Annotated in this window: 27 protein-coding genes and 1 CRISPR repeat array; of the genes, 25 read left to right on the top strand and 2 right to left on the bottom strand. The window is 37.0% G+C overall.

The features are described from left to right. The first annotated feature begins 184 nt into the window (after positions 1-184). The 10 genes from cas6 to cas2 all read left to right on the top strand — a co-directional run bounded on the left by cas6 (position 185) and on the right by cas2 (position 9,934). Positions 185-892 (top strand): CRISPR-associated endoribonuclease Cas6, encoded by a 708-nt coding sequence (gene cas6, locus ACOYVE_RS02230; RefSeq protein ID WP_014855494.1) that lies wholly within the window; start codon positions 185-187, stop codon positions 890-892. Beyond that, on the top strand, positions 889-2,049 hold the full coding sequence (locus ACOYVE_RS02235; protein ID WP_014855493.1) for a Cas8a1 family CRISPR/Cas system-associated protein: 1,161 nt from the start codon (positions 889-891) through the stop codon (positions 2,047-2,049). Before cas6 ends, ACOYVE_RS02235 begins: the two co-directional genes overlap by 4 nt. A 2-nt stretch (positions 2,050-2,051) precedes the next feature. After that, positions 2,052-2,531, top strand: a complete 480-nt coding sequence (locus tag ACOYVE_RS02240; RefSeq protein WP_014855492.1) for a hypothetical protein — start codon at positions 2,052-2,054, stop codon at positions 2,529-2,531. A 15-nt stretch (positions 2,532-2,546) separates the two neighbouring features. Further along, on the top strand, positions 2,547-3,977 hold the full coding sequence (cas7i, locus tag ACOYVE_RS02245) for a type I-B CRISPR-associated protein Cas7/Cst2/DevR (protein ID WP_014855491.1): 1,431 nt from the start codon (positions 2,547-2,549) through the stop codon (positions 3,975-3,977). Continuing rightward, on the top strand, positions 3,958-4,785 hold the full coding sequence (gene cas5b / locus ACOYVE_RS02250; RefSeq protein ID WP_014855490.1) for a type I-B CRISPR-associated protein Cas5b: 828 nt from the start codon (positions 3,958-3,960) through the stop codon (positions 4,783-4,785). Before cas7i ends, cas5b begins: the two co-directional genes overlap by 20 nt. Further along, positions 4,772-7,399 carry a CRISPR-associated helicase/endonuclease Cas3 gene (locus ACOYVE_RS02255; protein ID WP_014855489.1) on the top strand — a complete coding sequence of 876 codons (2,628 nt, stop codon included), beginning with the start codon at positions 4,772-4,774 and terminating at the stop codon, positions 7,397-7,399. The genes cas5b and ACOYVE_RS02255 overlap by 14 nt, the downstream gene beginning before the upstream one ends. A gap of 72 nt (positions 7,400-7,471) precedes the next feature. Beyond that, complete coding sequence (gene cas4 / locus ACOYVE_RS02260) at positions 7,472-7,966, top strand: CRISPR-associated protein Cas4 (RefSeq protein WP_041355829.1); 495 nt, start codon at positions 7,472-7,474, stop codon at positions 7,964-7,966. A gap of 111 nt (positions 7,967-8,077) precedes the next feature. Continuing rightward, positions 8,078-8,443 carry a four helix bundle protein gene (locus tag ACOYVE_RS02265; protein WP_014855487.1) on the top strand — a complete coding sequence of 122 codons (366 nt, stop codon included), beginning with the start codon at positions 8,078-8,080 and terminating at the stop codon, positions 8,441-8,443. Between the two features lie 137 nt (positions 8,444-8,580). Continuing rightward, complete coding sequence (gene cas1b / locus ACOYVE_RS02270) at positions 8,581-9,669, top strand: type I-B CRISPR-associated endonuclease Cas1b (RefSeq protein ID WP_014855486.1); 1,089 nt, start codon at positions 8,581-8,583, stop codon at positions 9,667-9,669. Between the two features lies 1 nt (position 9,670). Beyond that, the gene (gene cas2, locus ACOYVE_RS02275; RefSeq protein WP_014855485.1) at positions 9,671-9,934 is read left to right on the top strand and encodes a CRISPR-associated endonuclease Cas2; all 264 of its coding nucleotides are present in this window, start codon (positions 9,671-9,673) and stop codon (positions 9,932-9,934) included. Between the two features lie 149 nt (positions 9,935-10,083). Beyond that, a CRISPR array of direct repeats spans positions 10,084-10,913; the repeat unit is 30 nt; unit sequence GTCTTAATCGTACTATTGTAGAATTGAAAT. 817 nt (positions 10,914-11,730) lie between these two features. Here cas2 and ACOYVE_RS02280 read toward each other — a convergent pair. Then, complete coding sequence (locus ACOYVE_RS02280; RefSeq protein WP_081489450.1) at positions 11,731-12,099, bottom strand: AAA family ATPase; 369 nt, start codon at positions 12,097-12,099, stop codon at positions 11,731-11,733. Positions 12,100-13,152: 1,053 nt separating this feature from the next. On the opposite strand from ACOYVE_RS02280, the gene ACOYVE_RS02285 reads away from it, so the two are divergent. From ACOYVE_RS02285 to ACOYVE_RS02295, 3 genes are read left to right on the top strand one after another with little or no spacing between them, the layout of a single operon-like run. After that, positions 13,153-13,392, top strand: a complete 240-nt coding sequence (locus ACOYVE_RS02285) for a septation protein SpoVG family protein (RefSeq protein ID WP_014855483.1) — start codon at positions 13,153-13,155, stop codon at positions 13,390-13,392. Positions 13,393-13,447: 55 nt separating this feature from the next. Further along, the gene (locus ACOYVE_RS02290; protein WP_014855482.1) at positions 13,448-14,116 is read left to right on the top strand and encodes a class I SAM-dependent methyltransferase; all 669 of its coding nucleotides are present in this window, start codon (positions 13,448-13,450) and stop codon (positions 14,114-14,116) included. Continuing rightward, entirely contained in the window at positions 14,101-14,352 is a 252-nt protein-coding gene (locus ACOYVE_RS02295; RefSeq protein WP_014855481.1) for a YkoF family thiamine/hydroxymethylpyrimidine-binding protein, read from the top strand. The genes ACOYVE_RS02290 and ACOYVE_RS02295 overlap by 16 nt, the downstream gene beginning before the upstream one ends. Before the next feature lie 40 nt (positions 14,353-14,392). Here the strand turns inward: ACOYVE_RS02295 and ACOYVE_RS02300 are convergent, their stop codons facing one another. Then, the gene (locus tag ACOYVE_RS02300; RefSeq protein ID WP_014855480.1) at positions 14,393-14,884 is read right to left on the bottom strand and encodes a heavy metal-binding domain-containing protein; all 492 of its coding nucleotides are present in this window, start codon (positions 14,882-14,884) and stop codon (positions 14,393-14,395) included. A gap of 441 nt (positions 14,885-15,325) precedes the next feature. Between ACOYVE_RS02300 and ACOYVE_RS02305 the strand changes: the two genes are divergently transcribed. The 12 genes from ACOYVE_RS02305 (at position 15,326) to ACOYVE_RS02360 (ending at position 20,705) form a co-directional block, all read left to right on the top strand. Continuing rightward, positions 15,326-15,589, top strand: a complete 264-nt coding sequence (locus ACOYVE_RS02305; RefSeq protein ID WP_014855479.1) for a hypothetical protein — start codon at positions 15,326-15,328, stop codon at positions 15,587-15,589. A 64-nt stretch (positions 15,590-15,653) separates the two neighbouring features. After that, positions 15,654-16,223 (top strand): hypothetical protein, encoded by a 570-nt coding sequence (locus ACOYVE_RS02310; protein WP_014855478.1) that lies wholly within the window; start codon positions 15,654-15,656, stop codon positions 16,221-16,223. A 9-nt stretch (positions 16,224-16,232) separates the two neighbouring features. Further along, entirely contained in the window at positions 16,233-16,499 is a 267-nt protein-coding gene (locus ACOYVE_RS02315) for a hypothetical protein (protein ID WP_014855477.1), read from the top strand. Between the two features lie 4 nt (positions 16,500-16,503). After that, positions 16,504-16,737 carry a YHS domain-containing protein gene (locus ACOYVE_RS02320; RefSeq protein ID WP_014855476.1) on the top strand — a complete coding sequence of 78 codons (234 nt, stop codon included), beginning with the start codon at positions 16,504-16,506 and terminating at the stop codon, positions 16,735-16,737. A 66-nt stretch (positions 16,738-16,803) separates the two neighbouring features. Continuing rightward, the gene (locus ACOYVE_RS02325; protein ID WP_014855475.1) at positions 16,804-17,010 is read left to right on the top strand and encodes a YHS domain-containing protein; all 207 of its coding nucleotides are present in this window, start codon (positions 16,804-16,806) and stop codon (positions 17,008-17,010) included. A 209-nt stretch (positions 17,011-17,219) separates the two neighbouring features. Further along, complete coding sequence (locus ACOYVE_RS02330; protein WP_014855474.1) at positions 17,220-17,591, top strand: multicopper oxidase domain-containing protein; 372 nt, start codon at positions 17,220-17,222, stop codon at positions 17,589-17,591. 122 nt (positions 17,592-17,713) lie between these two features. After that, complete coding sequence (locus tag ACOYVE_RS02335) at positions 17,714-18,100, top strand: DUF302 domain-containing protein (protein WP_014855473.1); 387 nt, start codon at positions 17,714-17,716, stop codon at positions 18,098-18,100. A gap of 146 nt (positions 18,101-18,246) precedes the next feature. Next, entirely contained in the window at positions 18,247-18,414 is a 168-nt protein-coding gene (locus tag ACOYVE_RS02340) for a hypothetical protein (RefSeq protein ID WP_157867297.1), read from the top strand. A gap of 51 nt (positions 18,415-18,465) precedes the next feature. Beyond that, complete coding sequence (locus tag ACOYVE_RS02345) at positions 18,466-18,672, top strand: YHS domain-containing protein (protein WP_014855472.1); 207 nt, start codon at positions 18,466-18,468, stop codon at positions 18,670-18,672. Between the two features lie 16 nt (positions 18,673-18,688). Beyond that, complete coding sequence (locus ACOYVE_RS02350; protein ID WP_014855471.1) at positions 18,689-19,855, top strand: NAD(P)/FAD-dependent oxidoreductase; 1,167 nt, start codon at positions 18,689-18,691, stop codon at positions 19,853-19,855. A gap of 218 nt (positions 19,856-20,073) precedes the next feature. Then, positions 20,074-20,472: a hypothetical protein gene (locus ACOYVE_RS02355; protein ID WP_014855470.1), complete on the top strand. Its 399-nt coding sequence runs from the start codon at positions 20,074-20,076 to the stop codon at positions 20,470-20,472. 14 nt (positions 20,473-20,486) lie between these two features. Beyond that, the gene (locus ACOYVE_RS02360) at positions 20,487-20,705 is read left to right on the top strand and encodes an SHOCT domain-containing protein (protein WP_014855469.1); all 219 of its coding nucleotides are present in this window, start codon (positions 20,487-20,489) and stop codon (positions 20,703-20,705) included. Positions 20,706-20,722 lie beyond the last annotated feature (17 nt).

Below are 20,722 nucleotides of genomic sequence, written 5' to 3' on the forward strand. Positions count from 1 at the left end.
TATTAATTAATTGAATGTAATAGATAAAAAAGAAAAAATTATTTAATTTGAAGCACAATTTGAATGTCCTATGATAGAGGGTATTGTGGGGTGTTTATTACCAAGATTACCAAATTACCAAGATTGCAAGATTACCAAGATTACCAAGATTGCAAGATTACAAAATTTTTAATGGAGGCGGAATGTGAGAATAACACTGGATTATGAAATAAGTCCCGATATAATACCGAAAAATTATGGTCGAGGATTTATTTCTCTAATTAAAAAACTTATTGAAAAAACAGATCCGTTGCTTTTCAATTGTTATTATGAGCAACACAAATTAAAACCTTTTACTTTCGGAACATATTTCCCGAAGCTGCAGGGGAACGAAGGCGATAAATTGAATGTGGGAAATATTGTCAAAGTAAATTTTTCTACTTCGTCCATTCAACTTGCCACAAATATTTACAATGGCTTTTTGAAAGTGAAAGAGCACACCTGGCAAAACAGCGGGAGCTCAATTAATTTCAAACCGCTGAGGGCTTATCTTCAACCGAATAAATATAGTTATAAAGAAGAAATTATTGTAAAAACGCTTTCACCGTTGCTTGTCAATAACATCGGAGATTCCAATAAATTTTTGCTTCCGGGAGAAGAGGGATTTTTAGAAGGATTGGAATTCTCCGTCCGTGAATGTGCAAAGGAATTTTTGGGAGATGAATCTAATTTCCCGTTTAAAATTGAGGTAAAGGCATGGAAAAGAAGGGTGCTGTATCATTACAAAAAAATGCCAAGTACCATTGGAATTTTTGAAATTAAATCAAAACCGGAGATAATCCAAATGATTTATGATGTCGGTCTTGGAGTTCACCGCTCTCAAGGCTTCGGAATGATGGAGGTGGTGGGATGAGCGAAGAAAAAAAGATGATAACATTATATCCTTCTAATTGGCTGTATAATGCGGGAGTAGTGGGAATTATCAGGGTGTTTAAAGCACTGGATTATGATATTTATAATGCAATGAAAGACGATGGTACATTTTTGCTTGACCTTAATTACATAAGTAACGGTAAAAAGCTCGAGATAAATGGTTATAAAATTTCAGAATTTGGTCTTCGCTGGTTACTAGAGAGCTGGGAAGAAGTCGCGCCGAGAGATGAAAACGAAGATAAAAATAAGATAAAAAGAGCATGGGGAATATTATTTAACGTATACTATAGAGGTTTTTTTAACGCTAATACAAATTTATTTTATAGTTCGTCTAAGAAGTCAAAAGCTCTTATCGAACAATTCGAAGAATTTATTTCTTCATTTTCTACATCACAGCCCGCAGTAACAAAGTGTACATTTTGTTTAAGAGAAGCAAATGCGACTCTTAAAAATACTTTTACCTCTGAGCATTCAAAATTATTAGGCGCAGCCAGTGGAGATAAAGGGGTGCCCAATTCTTTTTGGAATATGAACAAAGAAAATAGCATAGCAGTATGTGATTATTGTTCGTTTATACTCTTAAGCAACCATCTTTCCAGAATCAGACTCAATGATAACACTGAAATATTCATTAATGCACCTTCATTTAAAATAATGTACGAGCTTAACAAACTCGCTAAAGAAGTTTATGGGAATAAGGATAACTATGAACGGAAAACAAAACGAGAAATACTCGCTATGTCCTTAGTGGAATATTCCAATAAAATTAATACTTCATTAGGTGTTTGGACAGAAATGAACATAGAGATAGTAACAAAAAGAAACGACTTTATAGAATTCTTCACTCTCCCTTATAATGTTATAAAGATTATCACAGATAGAAGCATTTCTTCAATATTAGCTGACTTAGGGGAACATCGAATTTATAGCAGAATTATTGATGAAAAATATTATGATCTAATAGACTTGGCACAACGATTATTAAAGCTTTCGACTAAAGAATCACTTTCTGCAAACGATATTAGCATTATTAATGCTCTATTGTATCAGCGAAAAAATAAAAGCAACTTAGTTTCAACCGCAAACAAGATTCTGAAGTTGTATTCATTAATAGAAGATAAACTAAAAGGAAATTAGCTATGGAAGAAAAATTAAAAATACTAAATAACCAATTAAAAGATTGCAAGCCGGTACTCAAAGATTTTGAAGACTATTATAATTTACTCAATCAAAAATTTGATGAGTTTCAAAAACTCGTAGAATATGCTTCCGAGCTTAAAAAAGACGAAAAAGAGTTCGAAAATCTCTATAAGCGGGTTGCCGGGAAAAACGCATCAGACTTGGTTGATAAGTTAAGTCGTAGAGGTCACGCATTGAAGAAAGAACTCGGCGATGCATTCGAAAATATGGGATACCGACTACTCGAACAAACAAGAGCTGGTAAAAGAGACGATGTTTATTATGGTATCCTAAGAATATTCGTCGCAAATAAAAAGAAATTTCCCGATGAATTAGTTGAGGCTTTCAAGCCAATATATACAGATGAAATATTCAAAGTATTCATATTTTCTTTTTTAAGCGGAATAATTGGGAAAGAAAATCGAATTGAAAATAATTAAAAGAGGAGCAATAAAATGAAAAATATAACATTAACAATGATTTTTGAAGGTTCGGCATTGAACCGCGACGAAAAAGTTGGCGGAAATATCCTTTCGATTAAAAAAATGAATGTAAACGGCGAAATCAAATCGTACATAGGGAAACCGGCTATCAGGCATTATTTGTTTGAAACATTACAAAAAGCTTTTTCTGATAATTGGGATGGAGCGAAGCTAACAGGTCAAGGACAAGTTGTTCAGTTTGATATTGCAGAAGATGATATTTTATCAAAATCAGAACTAGATGCATTTGGCTATATGTACACAATTAGTGGAGATAATTCTATTACAAGAAAAAGTCCTGTGGGTATCACAAAAGCTATTTCTACATATCCCTATGAACAAGATCTTGCCTTTTATGCAAATCACGATTTAGTAGGCAGAGCGATAAAACAAGGAAACAGCGTTAAACCAAATCCTTATAATAAAGAAGAACATACCTCTCTTTATAAATTTAGTGTAACGCTTGATGCAAAAAAAATTGGAGAAGATATATGGATTATGAAAAATAAGCCAACCGAATCTCAAAACTTTTTAAATATCGAAATTGCTTCTCCTAAATCAATTATTCTTGAAAATGTTGAGAGCAAAGAAGATGAAAATGGTGATATTTTCTATGAGATTCAGGTTCAAAAACAAAACAGAAAGATAATTATTAATGGGAATGAAATAATCGTTGATTATGATTTAATGAAAAAAAGTAAAATTAAAAAGTCCGAAGACATGAAGTTAAACTTTATCCCGGCAATCGTAAAAGTTTCTCAAAAAGAGGATAAAGAAAAACTAAAAAAGGAACAGCAAAAAGCTTCTAACGGTTTTGAAATAACCGACTATGAAGAGAATGAAGATGAAAAAACTTATGCTTTCTCTGTATCAAGAAAGCCAATCTATTCCAGTAGCGATAAAACTTTAACTTTAGAATTAGGAGCTGTAAAATCTTTCGAGATAAAAAACAAAAATGGGAATGAATATGAAATAGAGAGAGGAATAATTAAAATTGAGAGCATATCATCTAACGGACCTTTTAAAATAACTTTTTCATTGAAAGACGATGAAAAACAAAAAAGAATTAAAAATATTCTTGAGGTGCTCAAAAATGGTCTTTACGCCCAATCCAGTGGCGAAGCTAATACAATTGTTCCATTATTTATTATTGCAGGCGGTGTAAAAATCCCTTCCCCCATTTTTCATTCTTATATTGACGTTAAAAAAGAAGAAGGCAAATTCAAAATAATCGGCATTAAAGATTGTTTGAGTAACGGATGGATAGATGGTCAAGTATACATAAAAGATTGCGAAAGAATTCCGGTAGATATTCAAGATGGAAAAGTAACTAAAGATTGGGATACATTTATTAATAGCCTCAATAATAAAGAAGAGGACAAAAATGCATCTACTACGAATTAAAATTTATCAACCAAATGCACATTATAGACTGCCTTTTGCGTATCAAAGGAGGCATACTTACCCATTGCCTCCTTATTCAACAGTAATCGGTTTTCTAATAAATGCGATGGGAATTTGGGATCAAAGGGATTCTTTCTACAAAGAAGGGATTAGAGAATTAAAAATATCACTTGCAGGAAAATTTGACAGCAAGATAACCGAATACATTTGGTTCAGGAATATGAGCAAGAAGGCTCATTTTGGTAGATTTAGTTATCTTGAAAATAGAGAAAACAATGGAACTGTTGAACATCCCGGCGGACAATCTCCGATGAGGATAGATGTGTTAAACGATGTTCATTTGCTGATATATTTAGGACACGAAGACATTGATGTGTTGAAAAGAATAAGAGAAGAAATTTCTAATCCTATAAATAGATTGGAAATCCTTCATCTCGGACGTGCCGAAGACTGGATTGTTTTAGAAGAAGAACCAAAATTAATTGATGATTCACAAATAGCTTACGAACGATACGGCGGTAACTTTAAATATTTCTTTTGGATACCTCGGAAATTCTATATACGCGAAAATGAAAGTTGGTGCCTAATTAGCGATGATGAATTTGCTAACTATGACGGACTAATGTATAATTTACCAACATTCAGTACTATTGAAGGTTACGAGAAAAACTATAACAGGCATGGCAAAAGAACCTTTGAGTATGTGAGAACAAAATTAAATGACGGATTAATTATCGGTCAAAGACTGATGATTGATAAAGAATTAAACTTACCATTTTTTTTAGGTGATCTAAATGACAGAAACTAATTATAAAATATGGGCTAAAAGTCCATCGGGAGATAACGAAAAAGGAATTTCGCTTTACCAGCATATTAAGGATGTTCTAGATAATCTTGACAAAATAAAACCATACATCAATGATGATAAAATTTATGAGCTCGTAAAATTGTCTGTACTGTTACATGATTTAGGCAAAGCGTTGCCATATTTTCAAATTAGAAGTGTCGGCAACAAGGGGTATGAACCCTTTGAAGTATCTGCCAATATCCCGCATTCAATCTTTTCATTATTCTTGATTAATAAAAAGAAATTGAAAGACTTAGTTGAAGAGTTAGTTCGGCAAAAAGCAGATGAGTATACTCAATTTGTATTATCTGCCGTTGCTTATCATCATTGGCGTAATAATTTTGAAGAGGTAGTGCGTTATTCAAACCGTGATCTAGACAAGTTATTAAATTCCGATCGATTACAAGAGATTGAAAAAAATTTAAAAGAAGATTTACAAGATTTATTTAACGGCAGAATTGATTTAATAGAGTTCAATAAAATTATGGCAAAGGAAATTTTGAATGGCGCACAAATTCAAAATTATGCCATCCCGCCATATAATTTATATTGGTTGCCGATGCGTGTTTCTTATGAAGAAGTAAATCTGATACATTGGGTTAAAATTGCCGGCTTCTTAATGCGTTGTGATCATTTTGCTTCTTTTTGTGAAAGTGAAAATAATTATGATTACCAAATTGAAATTCCGGGATTAGAATATTCTTTGATAATAGAAAGAATTATAGCGGGTATTCAAGAAAAATTAGGTAAAGGCGCTGTTATAAATTTATGGCAAGCCGGTTTAGTTGAAAAAGATAATCTTGGTGACAAAAATGTTATACTCATCGCGCCCACAGGAAGCGGTAAAACCGAATTCGCTTATATCTGGTCGAAGGGCGAAAAAACATTTTATACGTTGCCATTGCGTTCAGCGGTAAATCAAATATACGACCGTTCAATTAAACTATTTGGTGAAGATAAAACCGGCTTGTTACATTCCGATGCCGATGTTTACTTGCTTGGCGACGGTAATGAATCTGAAAATATTGACTCATATAGCTTATCCCGACAATTAAGTTATCCTTTTATGGTTTCGACCGGCGACCAGTTTTTCCCTTATGCATTGAGACCACCATCTTACGAAAGAATCTATGCAACATTCTCTTATTCCCGTTTGGTTATTGATGAGGTTCAAGCTTATGATCCAAAAGCTGCCGCTATTGTCGTAAAATATCTTGAGCACATTTATAAAATGGGTGGTAAGTTTTTGTTAGTTACGGCAACAATGCCTTCATTTATAAAAGAAGAGTTAAAAAGTAGAATTAAAAAAGATAATGAAGGTTCGCCGGATTTTGAGCTGGTCGATTATTATAAACAAAATGATATTTATGCACAACTAAAAAAACATAAATTAACTTTTATAAAAGAAGAAAACAAAGAGAAAGAATACCGATTTTCAGATAAATTAATAAAAGACATTATTGCAAAAGCTAAAGAAAATGATGGTCACAGAGTACTTGTTGTTGTAAACACCGTAAAACTTGCAATTGACACATTTAACAAGATCAAAAAGATAATTGAAAGAGAAAATGACATTTATATTGAATTGCTCCATTCAAGACTGACTTATGAAAAACGTCGAGAAAAAGAAAAAAGAATTGAGGAAGAATTTTCAAACCCAAAACCAGAAAACGAACATAAACCCAAAATAGTTGTAGCTACGCAAGTTGTAGAAGCATCATTAGATTTAGATGCAGACATTCTTTTTACAGAACTCGCTCCAATGGATTCGTTGGTGCAAAGAATGGGGAGAGTATTACGCCGTTACAAAAATGATTCCCCGACATCTTTAGACAAACCAAATGTTTTCATTACAGTTTTTGAAAATGGCGTAGAATCGGGAGGTTATAGAGTCTATTCTGATGATTTAATAGGAATTACAATGAAATTATTATCCTCTGATACAAATGAATTGGCGAATTGGTGTGATGATAAATATAAAAAGAAAGATTGGCGCAGCGCCAAAACGATCGATCTTTTTTTCAAGACAATTAAAAAAATGCAAGCCAATGATTTATTATTATCCGAGGCAAAGAAAAGGGAATTGGTAGAAAAATTATATAATAAAGATTTGTTTGCTGTGTCTGGTAGTTATATCTCGGATTTTTACAAAACTCTCGATATACTTGATGCAGGTTTTATGGCTGAAAGAAAGGAAGAGGCGCATCGTATCTTTAGGGAAATTTCGAGCATTACGGTGATTCCTAAAATACTTTTAGATGATATTAAAAATGAATTGTATGATTTCTTTTCAAAGAACGATGGGAAGAAAAATCTTTATATCAATTTTAAAAAGGAAATATTAAATAAATATGTTCTAAATGTTCCATTCAACAAGTGGAAATATGATACTATTAGATTTAGGGAAGACATAAGACTCAGCTATTGGCTGGAATTTAGTGAAAATAATTTTACCGGATATCAACTAAATGTATTAAAAAAATGGTGTAAAAATATTTTTATTGTTGAGACGGAATATGATGATGAAAAAGGAGTAAACTCTTATGAATTTACTGAGTATAGTTCGTTTATATAAAAATATATCTAATAATCCTTGCAATCTTGCAATTTGTAATCTTGTAATTTGCAATCTTGCAATAGCAAAATCATGACCGGCACACAAATAGCATATTATCTTATCTGTCAACGTAAACTCTGGTTGTTTCTAAGGAATATCGAAATGGAGCACGACAGCGATACGGTCTCGATTGGTAAATTAATTTCAGATACAACATACAAACGCGAATCTCACGAAATTCATATTACAGACGATGAAGACGATATTGCGCTCGATTTTTACGACTCGAAAACCAAAACTATACACGAAGTAAAAAAATCAGACAAAATGGAAGAAACTCACGTCTGGCAGGTAAAATTTTATATTTACGTGCTTGAAAAAATGGGCATTGATAATGTAAGAGGTGAGATTAATTATCCGAAATTAAAACAAAAGGCGGAAGTAACGCTGACGGAAAGCGACAGAAAAAAACTAAAAGAAATACGAGAAGAAGTCAAAAAAATAGCAGAACTAAACGTTCCGCCGGAAGTAATCAATAAACCGTTTTGCAAACAATGTGCGTATTATGAGTTGTGTTATGTATGAGGGGAGGTGGTGGTTGGCAAATTAATAAATTGCAAATTACCAAATTACCAAATTGCAAATTAACAAATTGACTCGCTGAAAAAAGTTAATAAATTCAAAGGGACGTTAATAATGATACGAAAATTTGAAGATTTAAAAGTGTGGCAAGACGCGAGGATGTTCGTAAATGTAGTATACAATTTGACAAATAGCGACGTCTTCAGAAAAGACTACGGATTAAAAGATCAGATTCAAAGAGCGTCGGTTTCGATAATGAATAATATTGCGGAAGGTTTCGAAAGGGATAATAATAAAGAGTTTGTTAAATTTCTTTTATATGCAAAAGGTTCTGCCGGCGAAGTAAGATCTCTATTATATATAGCCTACGATCTTCATTACATTGCTAAAGAAGAATTCGAAACAGCATTGGAACAATCATTGAATATCATAAAACAGATTTCAAAATTCATAAGCTACTTAAAAACAAAAACAAATTAATCTTGCAATCTTGGTAATCTTGGTAATCTTGGTAATCTTGGTAATCTTGGTAATCTTGCAATCTTGGTAATCTTGCAATCTTGGTAATCCTGGCAATCTTGGTAATCTTGCAATTTGATAATCTTGGTAATAAAAAAATGAAACGAAATTACTACATATTCAGCTCAGGCAAATTGATTCGCAAAGACAATACGCTTTATTTCGAACCGGGGGAATCGTCGGAGCCGGAAGAAGTAAACGACACTGAAGAAATCGAAGTCGATGACGAGTCGGTAACCGAAAACGACGCGGAAGAAAGAGAGCCCGCGCGGTTGCCTCGCAAGCCGATTCCCGTTGAAGATATAGATTCGATCTATTGTTACGGCGAATTAAAATTCAACACTAAATTCTTGAACTTCCTCGCCCGGAAAGAAATTATACTTCATCTTTTCAATTACTACGGATATTATACTTCTTCGTTTTATCCGCGCGAACCTTATTTGTCGGGCAGGCTATTGGTTGAGCAGGTTAAAAGGCATCTGGATAAAGAAGCGCGTCTGGAGATTGCTAAAAAATTCATAATCGGAGCGGCGGAAAACATCAAAAAAAATTTACAGTATTATAACGGTCGCGATAAAGACCTTTCGTATTTTATCGACAAAGCCGAAGAGGCTATTCGAAAAATACCCGACTGCCGCGACGTGCAGGAGTTGATGGGCGTCGAAGGCAATTTAAGGTCTGATTATTACATGGCGTGGAATTTAATAGTAAATCCCGAAATTAATTTTGAAAAACGGGAAAAACGTCCGCCGTCCAATCCCATTAACGCTCTCATATCTTTCGGCAATTCGTTGGTCTATACCGTTGTGTTGAGCGAAATCTACAGAACACAGTTAAATCCCCTGATCAGTTATCTTCACGAGCCGGGAGAAAGAAGATTTTCCCTGGCTTTGGACATTGCGGAGGTATTTAAGCCGTTGCTCGCCGACAGGATTATTTTTTCTTTGCTCAATAAAAATCAAATTCAGGAAAAACATTTCAGCAAAGAACTCAATAAGTGTTATTTGACCGAAGACGGAAGAAAAATATTTCTAAAAGAATTCGACGAAAAGCTTAAAACTACTATAAAACACAGGCAGCTTAAAAGAAACGTAAGTTACAGGCATTTGATAAGACTGGAATGTTATAAGTTAATTAAACATATTATAGGCGAAAAAGAATATAAACCGTTTACAATCTGGTGGTAAAATGTATGTAATTGTGGTTTACGACGCGGCGCCGAAAAGAGGCGTAAAGTTGATGAAGTTTTTACGACAGCATTTGAACTGGGTTCAGAATTCCGTTTTCGAGGGCGAACTAACCGAGAGCGGATTTGAAAACCTGAAACACGGTATAAAAGATATAATAAACGACAAGAAAGACAGCGTAATTTATTACCGGTTCGATTCGCAAAACTATCACGACAGGGGAATAATAGGCGTGGAGAAAAATGAAATCGATTCGTTTATATAAAACGGTCGGACGCTATAAAAATGACGGGCTGATTAAGCTCGAATGCAAAAAAGTCGTCGACCCCCCGGGATTTTTGCACTATCGGAGGTCGACGACGCAAAGTGAAAAAAATACTTGCAAAACAGGCTGAAAATTATGAAATTTAGCGGGTCTTAATCGTACTATTGTAGAATTGAAATGCGAATTCAGTTGCAGATTCCTGGCCGTTAAAGAAGAAGTCTTAATCGTACTATTGTAGAATTGAAATTAACTTCTATATCTCCATACCACAACCGGCGATTGCCGTCTTAATCGTACTATTGTAGAATTGAAATATATTGGGAGCTTGAACTTATACGAGAAGATTTGCGAGTCTTAATCGTACTATTGTAGAATTGAAATTCAGGGTAATTAGATGAGTGAGGGAGAGAAAGAAAAGTCTTAATCGTACTATTGTAGAATTGAAATGTCTTGTCGTACTCAATACACTCGGCAAGGGTCAATTCGTCTTAATCGTACTATTGTAGAATTGAAATTAATCTTCGAGTATAGTGCAATATCCGTAAGTGGTCGTCTTAATCGTACTATTGTAGAATTGAAATTGCCTCTAATGGCACCCAAAATACCGTTGTTAATTCGTGTCTTAATCGTACTATTGTAGAATTGAAATGATATATTTGATAATCGGCGGCGTTAGGGTCGAGCAGTCTTAATCGTACTATTGTAGAATTGAAATATTTGCAAGGGATGTGGAGGGAGCGGATAAAAAGCGAGTCTTAATCGTACTATTGTAGAATTGAAATCTCTATGTATTCAATAAGAACGTCTTCAGGGTAGGGTCTTAATCGTACTATTGTAGAATTGAAATTATGTGTGCCGTATGACTGCAAGAATCATCTTCAATGTCTTAATCGTACTATTGTAGAATTGAAATGCTTTTCTAATTACCTTGCCGTTGCGATCCTTTACAGTCTTAATCGTACTATTGTAGAATTGCCCCGCTTACAGCGGGGTCTCCGTTCGTCCGTCAGTCGACGGACTCACTCCGAAAATAGAGTCCGACGAACTAGCCGGAAGGCTAGAGAGTCGTCCCGCAGAATGCGGGATTAATCGTACCCGACGCCGACGGGTAGAATTGCTTAGCATGGACGCTGAGCTTGTCGAAGCGTTACCGTTCACCCTCAGGGACGGGTTCGCTTCGAAAATAGAGTCCGGCGAACTAGCCGATAGGCTAGAGAGCCGTCCCGCAGAATGCGGGATTAATCGTACCCGACACGTCAGGTAGAATTGCCCCGCTTACAGCGGGGTCTCCGTTCGTCCGTCAGTCGACGGGCTCACTCCGAAAATCCGATGTTACAAAATTGGTTTGCGATATTTGTATTAATCATGCCCGACTCCGACGGGTAGAATTGCTTAGCATGGACGCTGAGCTTGTCGAAGCGTTACCGTTCACCCTCAGGGACGGGTTCACTCCGAAAATAGAGTCCGGCGAACTAGCCGATAGGCTAGAGAGCCGTCCCGCAGAATGCGGGATTAATCATACCTGACTCCGACGGGTAGAATAGCTTTGCATGGACGCTGAGCCTGTCGAAGCGGTATTTCTGCTAAGTTCTAGCGGACGCTGAGCCTGTCGAAGCGTCACCGTTCACCCTCAGGGACGGGTTCGCTTCGAAAATAGAGTCTGGCGAACTAGCCGATAGGCTAGAGAGCCGTCCCGCAGAATGCGGGATTAATCGTACCCGACTCCGGCGGATAGAATTGCTTTGCCGGACGCTGAGCTTGTCGAAGCGAAGTATGTGTACACTCAGTTTGAATGCTTACAAAGTAATATTTCGCGATAAAATCAATGTACTGAATACGAAACTTTTCTTACAGCATTTGCACGAACGCTGAGCCTGTCGAAGCGTACTCAGCTCGAAAACTTTTTTTCTCCCGGCTAATGACTCGCCGAATAAATTATTTATGTAATAGTTGTTTGAGCCGGTTATAATAAATTTTATTCGATAATTATCGTATAAATATTTGATTGCGCTAACTATACCCGGCAGGAGTTGTATTTCGTCTATGCCGATAAGCGCATTCTCTTTGAAATCTAGTCCCGGTGAAGCGAGAGACAATATAATGTTATCGTAATTTTTTTCGGAAAAAAGTTCCCGGTTGTCGATACATTCCAGGTCTATGTAAATTTTATTGTCGGATTAAAAATCTTCAAGAAGTTCTTTAGCAGCGTTGTTTTTCCGGTTCTCCTTAATCCCGTTTAACGACGGTTAATCAAAAGTTAATCGCTTTAAGTGTTATGTCCCTATCTAGTGGGGAGGGTTATATTATCTTTTTTGTTGAGGCAACAGTTGCAGGTAATGTTATGTTGATTATTCCGCACGCTTCGATAAACTCAGTGTGCGTTCGCATCTTCACTCAATTCACACTTCGATAAACTCAGCGTGCGTTCGTATCTTCACTCGATTCACACTTTGATAGACTCAGTGTGCGTCAACATCTTTCCGCAATGCACGCTTCGATAAACTCAGTGTGCGTTCGCATCTTCACTCAATTCACACTTCGATAAACTCAGTGTGCGCCCGCATCTTCACTCAATTCACACTTCGATAAACTCAGTGTGCGCCCGCATCTTCACTCAATTCACGCTTCGATAAACTCAGCGTGCGCTCGTATCTTATCTCAATTCACGCTTCGATAAACTCAGTGTGCGCCAGCATCTTCTCTCAATTCACACTTCGATAAACTCAGTGTGCGCCCGCATCTTCACTCAATCCACACTTCGATAAACTCAGTGTGCGTTCGCATCTTCACTCAATTCACACTTCGATAAACTCAGTGTGCGTTCGCATCTTCACTCAATTCACACTTTGATAGACTCAGTGTGTGTTCGTATCTTTACTCAATCCACGCTTCGATAAACTCGGTGTGCGCCTCTAAGCCTCTTCAATTCGATTATTGACAGACTTTATTCTGAAAAGGATATTTAAGAATCTTCCATTACAATTTGGCAACCTTGCAATCTTGGTAATCTTGCAATTTGGTAATCTTGGTAATTTGGTAATCTTGGCAATTTGGTAATCTTGGCAATTTGGTAATATTTAATGTGGACAAAAACCAAAAAAATATTTAATTTGTTTTTGCATGCAGGGCGAATAATTCAAAAAATGAGTAGCCGCTGAATCGCATCCCGGAATTGTCTTTTCCTGTTAATTATTTGTTTTAATAAGCAGGAGTTAAAAATGAAAATACTCAGAATGAGCAAGGTTCAGAGCGGGGGAAAAACCGTCGCGTTTTTTGATATTCAAACCGACGACGGTATTGTAATTAAAGGGTTCCGGTTGGTAAACGGCGCCAACGGTTTATTCCTTTCGGCTCCAAACGAAAAGGGCAAAGACGGAAAATTTTATGAAACAGTAATTCTCCCGAAAGAAATGAAAAAAGAGTTGGAGAAAAAAGCGGTCGACGAGTACAACAGGTAATCCCTTTATCGCAATAAAATCGTATTTTTGACCGTAAAAATTAAAACGGTATATTATGGCAGTTTTCGATTCCGAGGCGGATAAGTACGACCAATGGTACGAAACGCCGTTGGGCAATTTTGTCAACCTGCTTGAAAAGCAAGCAATTTATTCGTTGTTAAATCCGTCGCCCGGCGAAACCGTTCTCGATGTCGGATGCGGCACTGGGAATTATTCGATTGAACTTGCCGGGCGGGATTGTATTGTAACCGGGGTTGATAATTCCAAGAATATGATTGAAATTGCCAAATGGAAAGCCGCTTCTCGCAATTTAAAAATCAATTTTGTTTTTGCGGACGTTTCGCTGTTGCCGTTCGACGACAATATTTTCGATTCGGCAATTTGTGTGGCGGCTGTCGAATTCTTCGGCAATCGTCAAAAAGGGATCGATGAAATATTCAGAGTCGTTAAACCCGGCGGTAAGATTGTAATCGGATTCATTAATAAGAACAGCGGTTGGGGCGAACTGTACCAATCGGATTATTTTAAGGAAAACACCGTTTTTAAATACGCCGGATTACTCGATATTGACGAAATCCGTTCGATTCATCCGGGCGAGCTGATCGAAATAAAGAAAACATTATTCACTCCGCCGGACGAAAGCGAACCGTCTGTCGAAAAAGAAAAAATATACGCTAAAAGTAACAAACCGGGATTTATAGCGGCGCTATGGCAAAAAAAATAATGACTTGCGAATTCGCATTCGTTCCGGTTCAATCTCACGATTATATCGCCGAAGTGGAAACCGTCCTTGACATCATAAGAGAATGCGGACTCGAATATAATATCGGCGAAATGTCGACCATTATTAAAGGAGAGTCGGACAAGATATTTGCTTTGATGGAACGTATTTACAACGACAGATACGATAAGTCGAAATTTATAATATCGGTTAGAATGTCGAACGTTTGCGGATGTTGAAAAAGCCCGCCGGACTTAAGAACGGCGGGCGCTCTATAAATTATTTCATTTCTTTCTTTTTCATTTCCATCTTTTCTTTCGCTTTCGTTAAATTCTTGCAAGCGTCGTCTACGGAAACCTCTTTTAATTTCATGCCGCATGCAGGACATTCTCCTGCCTCGTCTGAAATTTCATTCGGGCACATTGAGCATTGAAATACTTTTCCGTCCTTGTTCTTGTCGTAATCCTTAGCGGATTTCATTTCCATTTTATGATTGTGATCCTTCTCTTTTCCGCAGATTGCTTTATGAACTTCGTCGACGGTCATTTCGTGCAGCTCGGCTCCGCATTTGGAACATTTTCCCGCTTCATCCTGGTAAACTTCGCACTTGGGACAAGCGAATACTTTGCCGTCTTTGTTGGCGTCGGTCTTTTGTATTTTTTCGACCATCATTTTGCATTTGGCTTCGTGGTCGTCTTTCTTGTCCTGAGCCTGAATGCCCGTAATAAAAACGGTCAATAAAACGATAAGGGTTAATTTGAAGATTTTCATAGCGTACTCCTTTTTATGTTGTTGGTTGGATTGTATAATGCGCTTTTACAATCGATTTTAAAACAAATCTGCGCTTGCATAAAGATAATCTTTATTTTGTAAATGTATTGTCAATTAGTTGACATAATAAAAACATTCCGCTATCGGAATAAGTTTACAAACTTACGCTTTTTTAGTCTTAAAAAGCTCGCAATTTAAAGCGACGCTCTGAAGATTATTTCGCTCGGCAATGTTTGTAGTCCGGAATTAAGAAACTGAGTCCCGACGGAAATCCGGCAAAACGGATAAGTCAGCGGAAATAATCATTAAAAATATTTAAAGAAATATTTAAGATTATTTAAATGACCGGCGACAAATGGCTGTAAATGGATAGAAAATGAATAATTGACAATGGCACGACAGTTGCATATTAGCGTATGGACACAATTAACGGAGGAGCACATGAAACTCAGGTTCTTTAAAGCCGCCGCCTTTTTAGCAGCCGCTCTTATACTTACCGGCATTAATGCCGATATCTACGGAAAAAACTTTAACGCAATGAAATATCGCTCGACGAAGGCGGAGATTTATTCCGCTAAAAAACCGAGCCGGTTTCTTAAATCCAAACGGCACGGTTTCGACGTTTACAATGCGAAAGTTATCGCCGTAAAGCGGACGCTCCAAAAGAGGACAAGCGCTTTCAGAAGCAGTAAAGTCCATATGTAATTTAATTAGGGCGGACAATTTAAGGTCCGCCCCGATAATTGAAATCTTAAAGAAGGGGGAAGTTATGAAAAGGTTAGAACCGTATCCGGTAGCGGTGTCGCTCTTTTTTATTTTCACTATATTCTACGGTATTTGTATAAGCATCGGTCTGATTTTAGCCGACTCGGGAAGCAACTCTATCTGGCAGATGCACAAAATATGGCTTTTGTTTTTACCGGGATTTAACGGTCTCGATTCTCTCAGTATTTTAATTGGTCTTCTGGAAGTGTCGGTCGGATCTTATGCATTCGGCTATATTACGGTTCCAATCTACAATTATCTGCTGCGCGATAAATTCAAAAAGAATTCTTACCAGTCTAAGTTGATATATCTCAGGTTCAAAAGTCTTTTCTTATCGTTTGCAGTCTTTCTGATTCTTGTATTTACGCTGTGCGTCGTCTACGATATTTTAATGCCGCCGCAATACAGCATGATAAAAATATGGGAGATACTGTTGCCCGGATTCAAAAGTTTGAATTTCTATAGTTACTTACTCGGCATCGTCGAAATTATTATATATAGCGCTTATACTGCTTTAATAATTTCGGGGACGTTGAATTATTTTGAAAAGTCCAAGAACGCTGAAATATCGTAGGAGGAGAAGATGAAAAAATATAGTTCCGTTTATTTCGGTATCATTACAGGCGTAGCGGGAGCGGCGTTGTTCCTTTTGGCGATTATTAAAACGCTCGTTTCCGATATCGACGCCTTGCCTTATATTAGAACCATGATGCCTTTTGTCGATTCAATTACTATTTATACGGTATTGGGAGGACTGGCTGCGGCGTTTATTTGGGGCTGGGTTCTGGGATTCTTTTTTATGCTTATTTATAACTGGATAGACAATTATTTCTTCGAAAAAGGAGAATAAGCAAATGGAAATCGATCCGGTATGCGGAATGGAGTTGAATAACATCGAATCGGCGCCGCGGATTGCATATAATGGCAGGATGTACTATTTCTGCTGCCCCAAATGCAAATCGTTGTTCGTCAAAGCTCCCGAAAGTTACGTCGATTTCTTTGATTCGTCAATCGAATTGAATGGCATAAAGCCGGATAAATGCGATTGCGACAAGTCGATGCTTTATATAAAAGGTTATCGATTCTGATTGCCCTGTATTATATTCCGCTCATGTACTGATAAGCAATTTGATGAATCTAACGATGGAATGGGTATGGATGGCAAAGCGAATAAAAATAACAGCGGTAAATTTATAGCCGACCCCGTTTGCGGCATTGTTATTCATAATATACTTCTGGCTCAGGAGTCGGTCTATAAAGGCAAAACATATTTTTTCTGTTCGGAAACATGCAAAGCAAAATTCGATTTGAGTCCGGAAAAATATATTAAAATTAAAAATAAAGAGAAGCGTCAACAATGATAAGCGTCGACCGTAATTCGGGAACATAATATATATCTGATTGTTTGGAGCTTTGATTCATTGTATAGAATTCTTTAACTTTACTTTGACACGGCGGGCAATAATTTCAAAATAACGAATAATGTAAACTGTTCCCAAATTAATCCCGATTCATGCAGATAATAAAAAATAGAATGAAGCGTATTTAAAATAAATTAACGGAGGCGCCCTTGAAAAGGAGGGAATTTATAAACAACGCCGCTATTATTTCCGCCGCCGCATTTATGCCGGCCGACCTGTTAGGGAAAGAAGCCGTTGAGCGTAATAAGAAAAATTTCCCCAATGTACTGGAGCCCGTCAGAAATAACGGGATTCTAAAAGAATATGAACTTTTTATTGATATTGCACGGCGCGAAATTGCGCCTGGGTTTGTTATTCACACCCTCGCTTTTAATAATTCGGTTCCCGGACCTGAAATACGTGTAAACAGAGGCGACAATGTCAGAGTTATCTTCAGGAATAAGACCGAGTTAAACCATACAATCCATTGGCATGGTATGCATGCGCCGTGGCGTATGGACGGCGTGCCTTATTACGAATAACGAGCACAGAATTCAATTTTCGATCGTCTATTCAATCGAACAAGTTTGGAATAAACATTTCGACGACAGAGAGTCGATATTAAATCTGGAACACGGTTACATCAAATAAATAGGAGTAAAAAATGAGTTACTATTTCACAAAAACAATCGAAGCCAACTTCGAAGACGCAATAGAAAAGGTTACGCAAGCGCTCAAGTCTGAAGGATTCGGCGTTCTTACGGAAATTGACGTTAAGGAAACATTAAAAAAGAAATTAGACGTCGATTTCAAAAAGTATAAAATATTAGGCGCATGCAATCCGCCTTATGCATACAAGGCTCTTCAGGCCGAAGATAAAATCGGGACAATGCTGCCGTGCAATGTAATTGTAATAGAACAGGAAGAAAACAAAATAGAAGTGGCGGCTGTAGACCCTGTAGCTTCGATGCAGGCGATTAAAAATGAATCGCTAAGTCCGATAGCGGGAGAAATTCAAGCAAAATTAAGGAAGGTAATCGACAGCCTCTAAATTAATTTTCTTAATTCGCTTTTAAGAAAATTAAATTTTGTTTCGACGAATAAACCGAAAACCGGAAAATTTGACGTTTTTACGATAATAATATTCGGGTATGCTTTTTGCAATATTGAACGTATCATAACGGAACGGAGGATAAAATGGATTTTTTGCTGTTTGTATTCGGTTTAATAGCGGTTTTCGGCTTAATCGGCTATTTCAGAAACAGAAAAGTCGAAGCTGACCCTCATAGCGATATGAGAGAACATCGACATGAGCAATCACATGGACATAATCATTCGGGCAGACGCCACGGATGCTGCAGCTAAAATAGAAAGCCGTAGAAATTTTAAAATAGTCGTATAAAACAGGAGGATAAAATGGAACACGGAAAAACAAAAGATACGCGTCAAATTCAGGACCCGGTATGCGGTATGGTAATTAAAGACATCGACAAAGCGCCGGCGTCTCATTACGAAGGGAAAAAATATTATTTCTGTTCGGATTTATGCAGAATACAATTTGACCAGCAGCCGGAGAATTATATAAAAAAAGATGAAGAACCGGGGCATTCGCATCATCATTGAATGATAAGATGGCGCTATGCGCGATAACAATACTATATCAATCGTCGGCGCGGGTCCGGGAGGCTTAACTGCCGCAATTGCGTTGAAAAAAGCCGGTTATAATGTAGATGTGTATGAACAAAATTCCGATGTGGGCTTAAGATTCAACGGCGACTACCAGGGATTAGAAAATTGGTCGGATGAACAGGATACTCTGGAATTGCTGAAAAATATCGGCGTCGAAATTAATTTCTTATGTCGCCCTTACAGCGGTAACGACGGGTGTTTTGTCGGTCCGAAAAGAGAAAGGATTCAGGTTAAAACATCACGCCCATTGTTTTATTTAATTGAAAGAGGAAGCGGTAAAAATTCCCTCGACCAGGGGCTTAAACATCAGGCTTTGGAGGCGGGCGTTAATATTGTCTGGAATAAAAAAATTGAATCTGCTGCCGATAATATTACAATAGCCGGCACTGGACCCAAAGCGGCTGACGCTATTGCCAAGGGAATAATATTTAACGCTTCGGTTAAGGACCAATTTATTGGTTTTGTAGACAACAGGATAGCTCCCAAAGCTTACGCTTACTTGCTCGTTAATAACGGCAGAGCCACTTTTGCTACTTGTATGTTCGAAGATTTTAAAAATGAGAGACGTTATTTCGAACGGGCTCTAAATGTTCTGAAATCTCAAATCGATATCGATATTAATTCCCCGAAAGAATTTGGCGGATTTGTAAATTATTTTACTCCCGTAACAAAAAAGAATAAAATACTCTACGTAGGCGAGAACGCCGGTTTCCAGGATGGGCTTTGGGGGTTCGGAATCAAATATGCGATGCTTTCAGGCTACTATGCCGCTCAAAGTATAATAAAGAATGAAGATTATGCCGAACTATGTAAAAATTATTTATTCCCGAAACTTCGAACTTCCTTAGCAAACAGGTGGCTCTTTGCTCATCTTACGAATTCCGGATATTCTTACATTCTAAAAAAACTTCAAAATTTAGACGACATTATTCCGCCGTTAAGAAAGCATTACAATCCCTCGTTTTCAAAAAAAATATTCTATCATATTGCAAAAATGTGGTATAAATCGAGGTTGATTGATAAACAATGTATGCACGTTAATTGCAATTGTGTTTGGTGCAGGCGCGCCTGCGTGCCGAAACAAAACGATGATCGAATTTCAGCGCGACCTTCATAAAGATGTGAATTTGGCGCGTACAAAATACTTCGACAAAAAGGCGCGGAAAGCATGCACATGGAAATCTATAGCGTTGAATTTAAGAAAGCTAAATATTTTTTAAAATTGTTAATTAATAGTTTGTTAAATCGTTGATTTCCGATGAAAATCAAACAAAAAATTATGGCAGGGTTTTTGCAACTTGTGCATAAACTAAATTAAAACAAAAGGAGTAAAAAATGTTAACAAAAAGAATTTCTTTCGCCGTGGTAACCGTAACGGTTATGATCTTTTCAATCGCGCTATATGCGCAGGAAAAACCTGCAGAGAAAAAAACAGATCACATGATGATGCAGGACAAAAACATGCAGGAATGTATGGATAAAATCGCATCGGACGAACACATGAGAGGCATGATGATGCAGAAAATGATGGAACACGTAAAAAGCGATTCCACCGGCATGATGCAGATGTGTAAGATGATGATGGATAACCCCGACATGCATATGATGATGATGAAAATGATGCGCGGCGATAAGGGCATGATGGGAGACAAAATGATGAATCACGATATGATGAAATCGGATTCGACAAAAGTTATGAATGAATCCGAACACGAAAAACACCACAAAAAATAATTAAGGAGACTGTCATGTTTCACGATATGGGATTTGGATGGATGGGATTTGGATGGATATTCTGGCTGATTGTCATTGCGATTATTGTTTATTTGATAATTAAAACTACCAACCAAAAACAGTCGGAAAATGTTTATCCTAAAGAAACGCCCCTTGAAATACTGAAAAAACGTTACGCTAAGGGAGAAATTTCGAAAGAAGAATACGAACGCATTAAAAAAGATATTTCCTAAAACTATTTTAGTAGAGG

Origin of the sequence: Melioribacter sp., assembly GCF_049325435.1 — a bacterium.
GTDB lineage: Bacteria > Bacteroidota > Ignavibacteria > Ignavibacteriales > Melioribacteraceae > Melioribacter > Melioribacter roseus.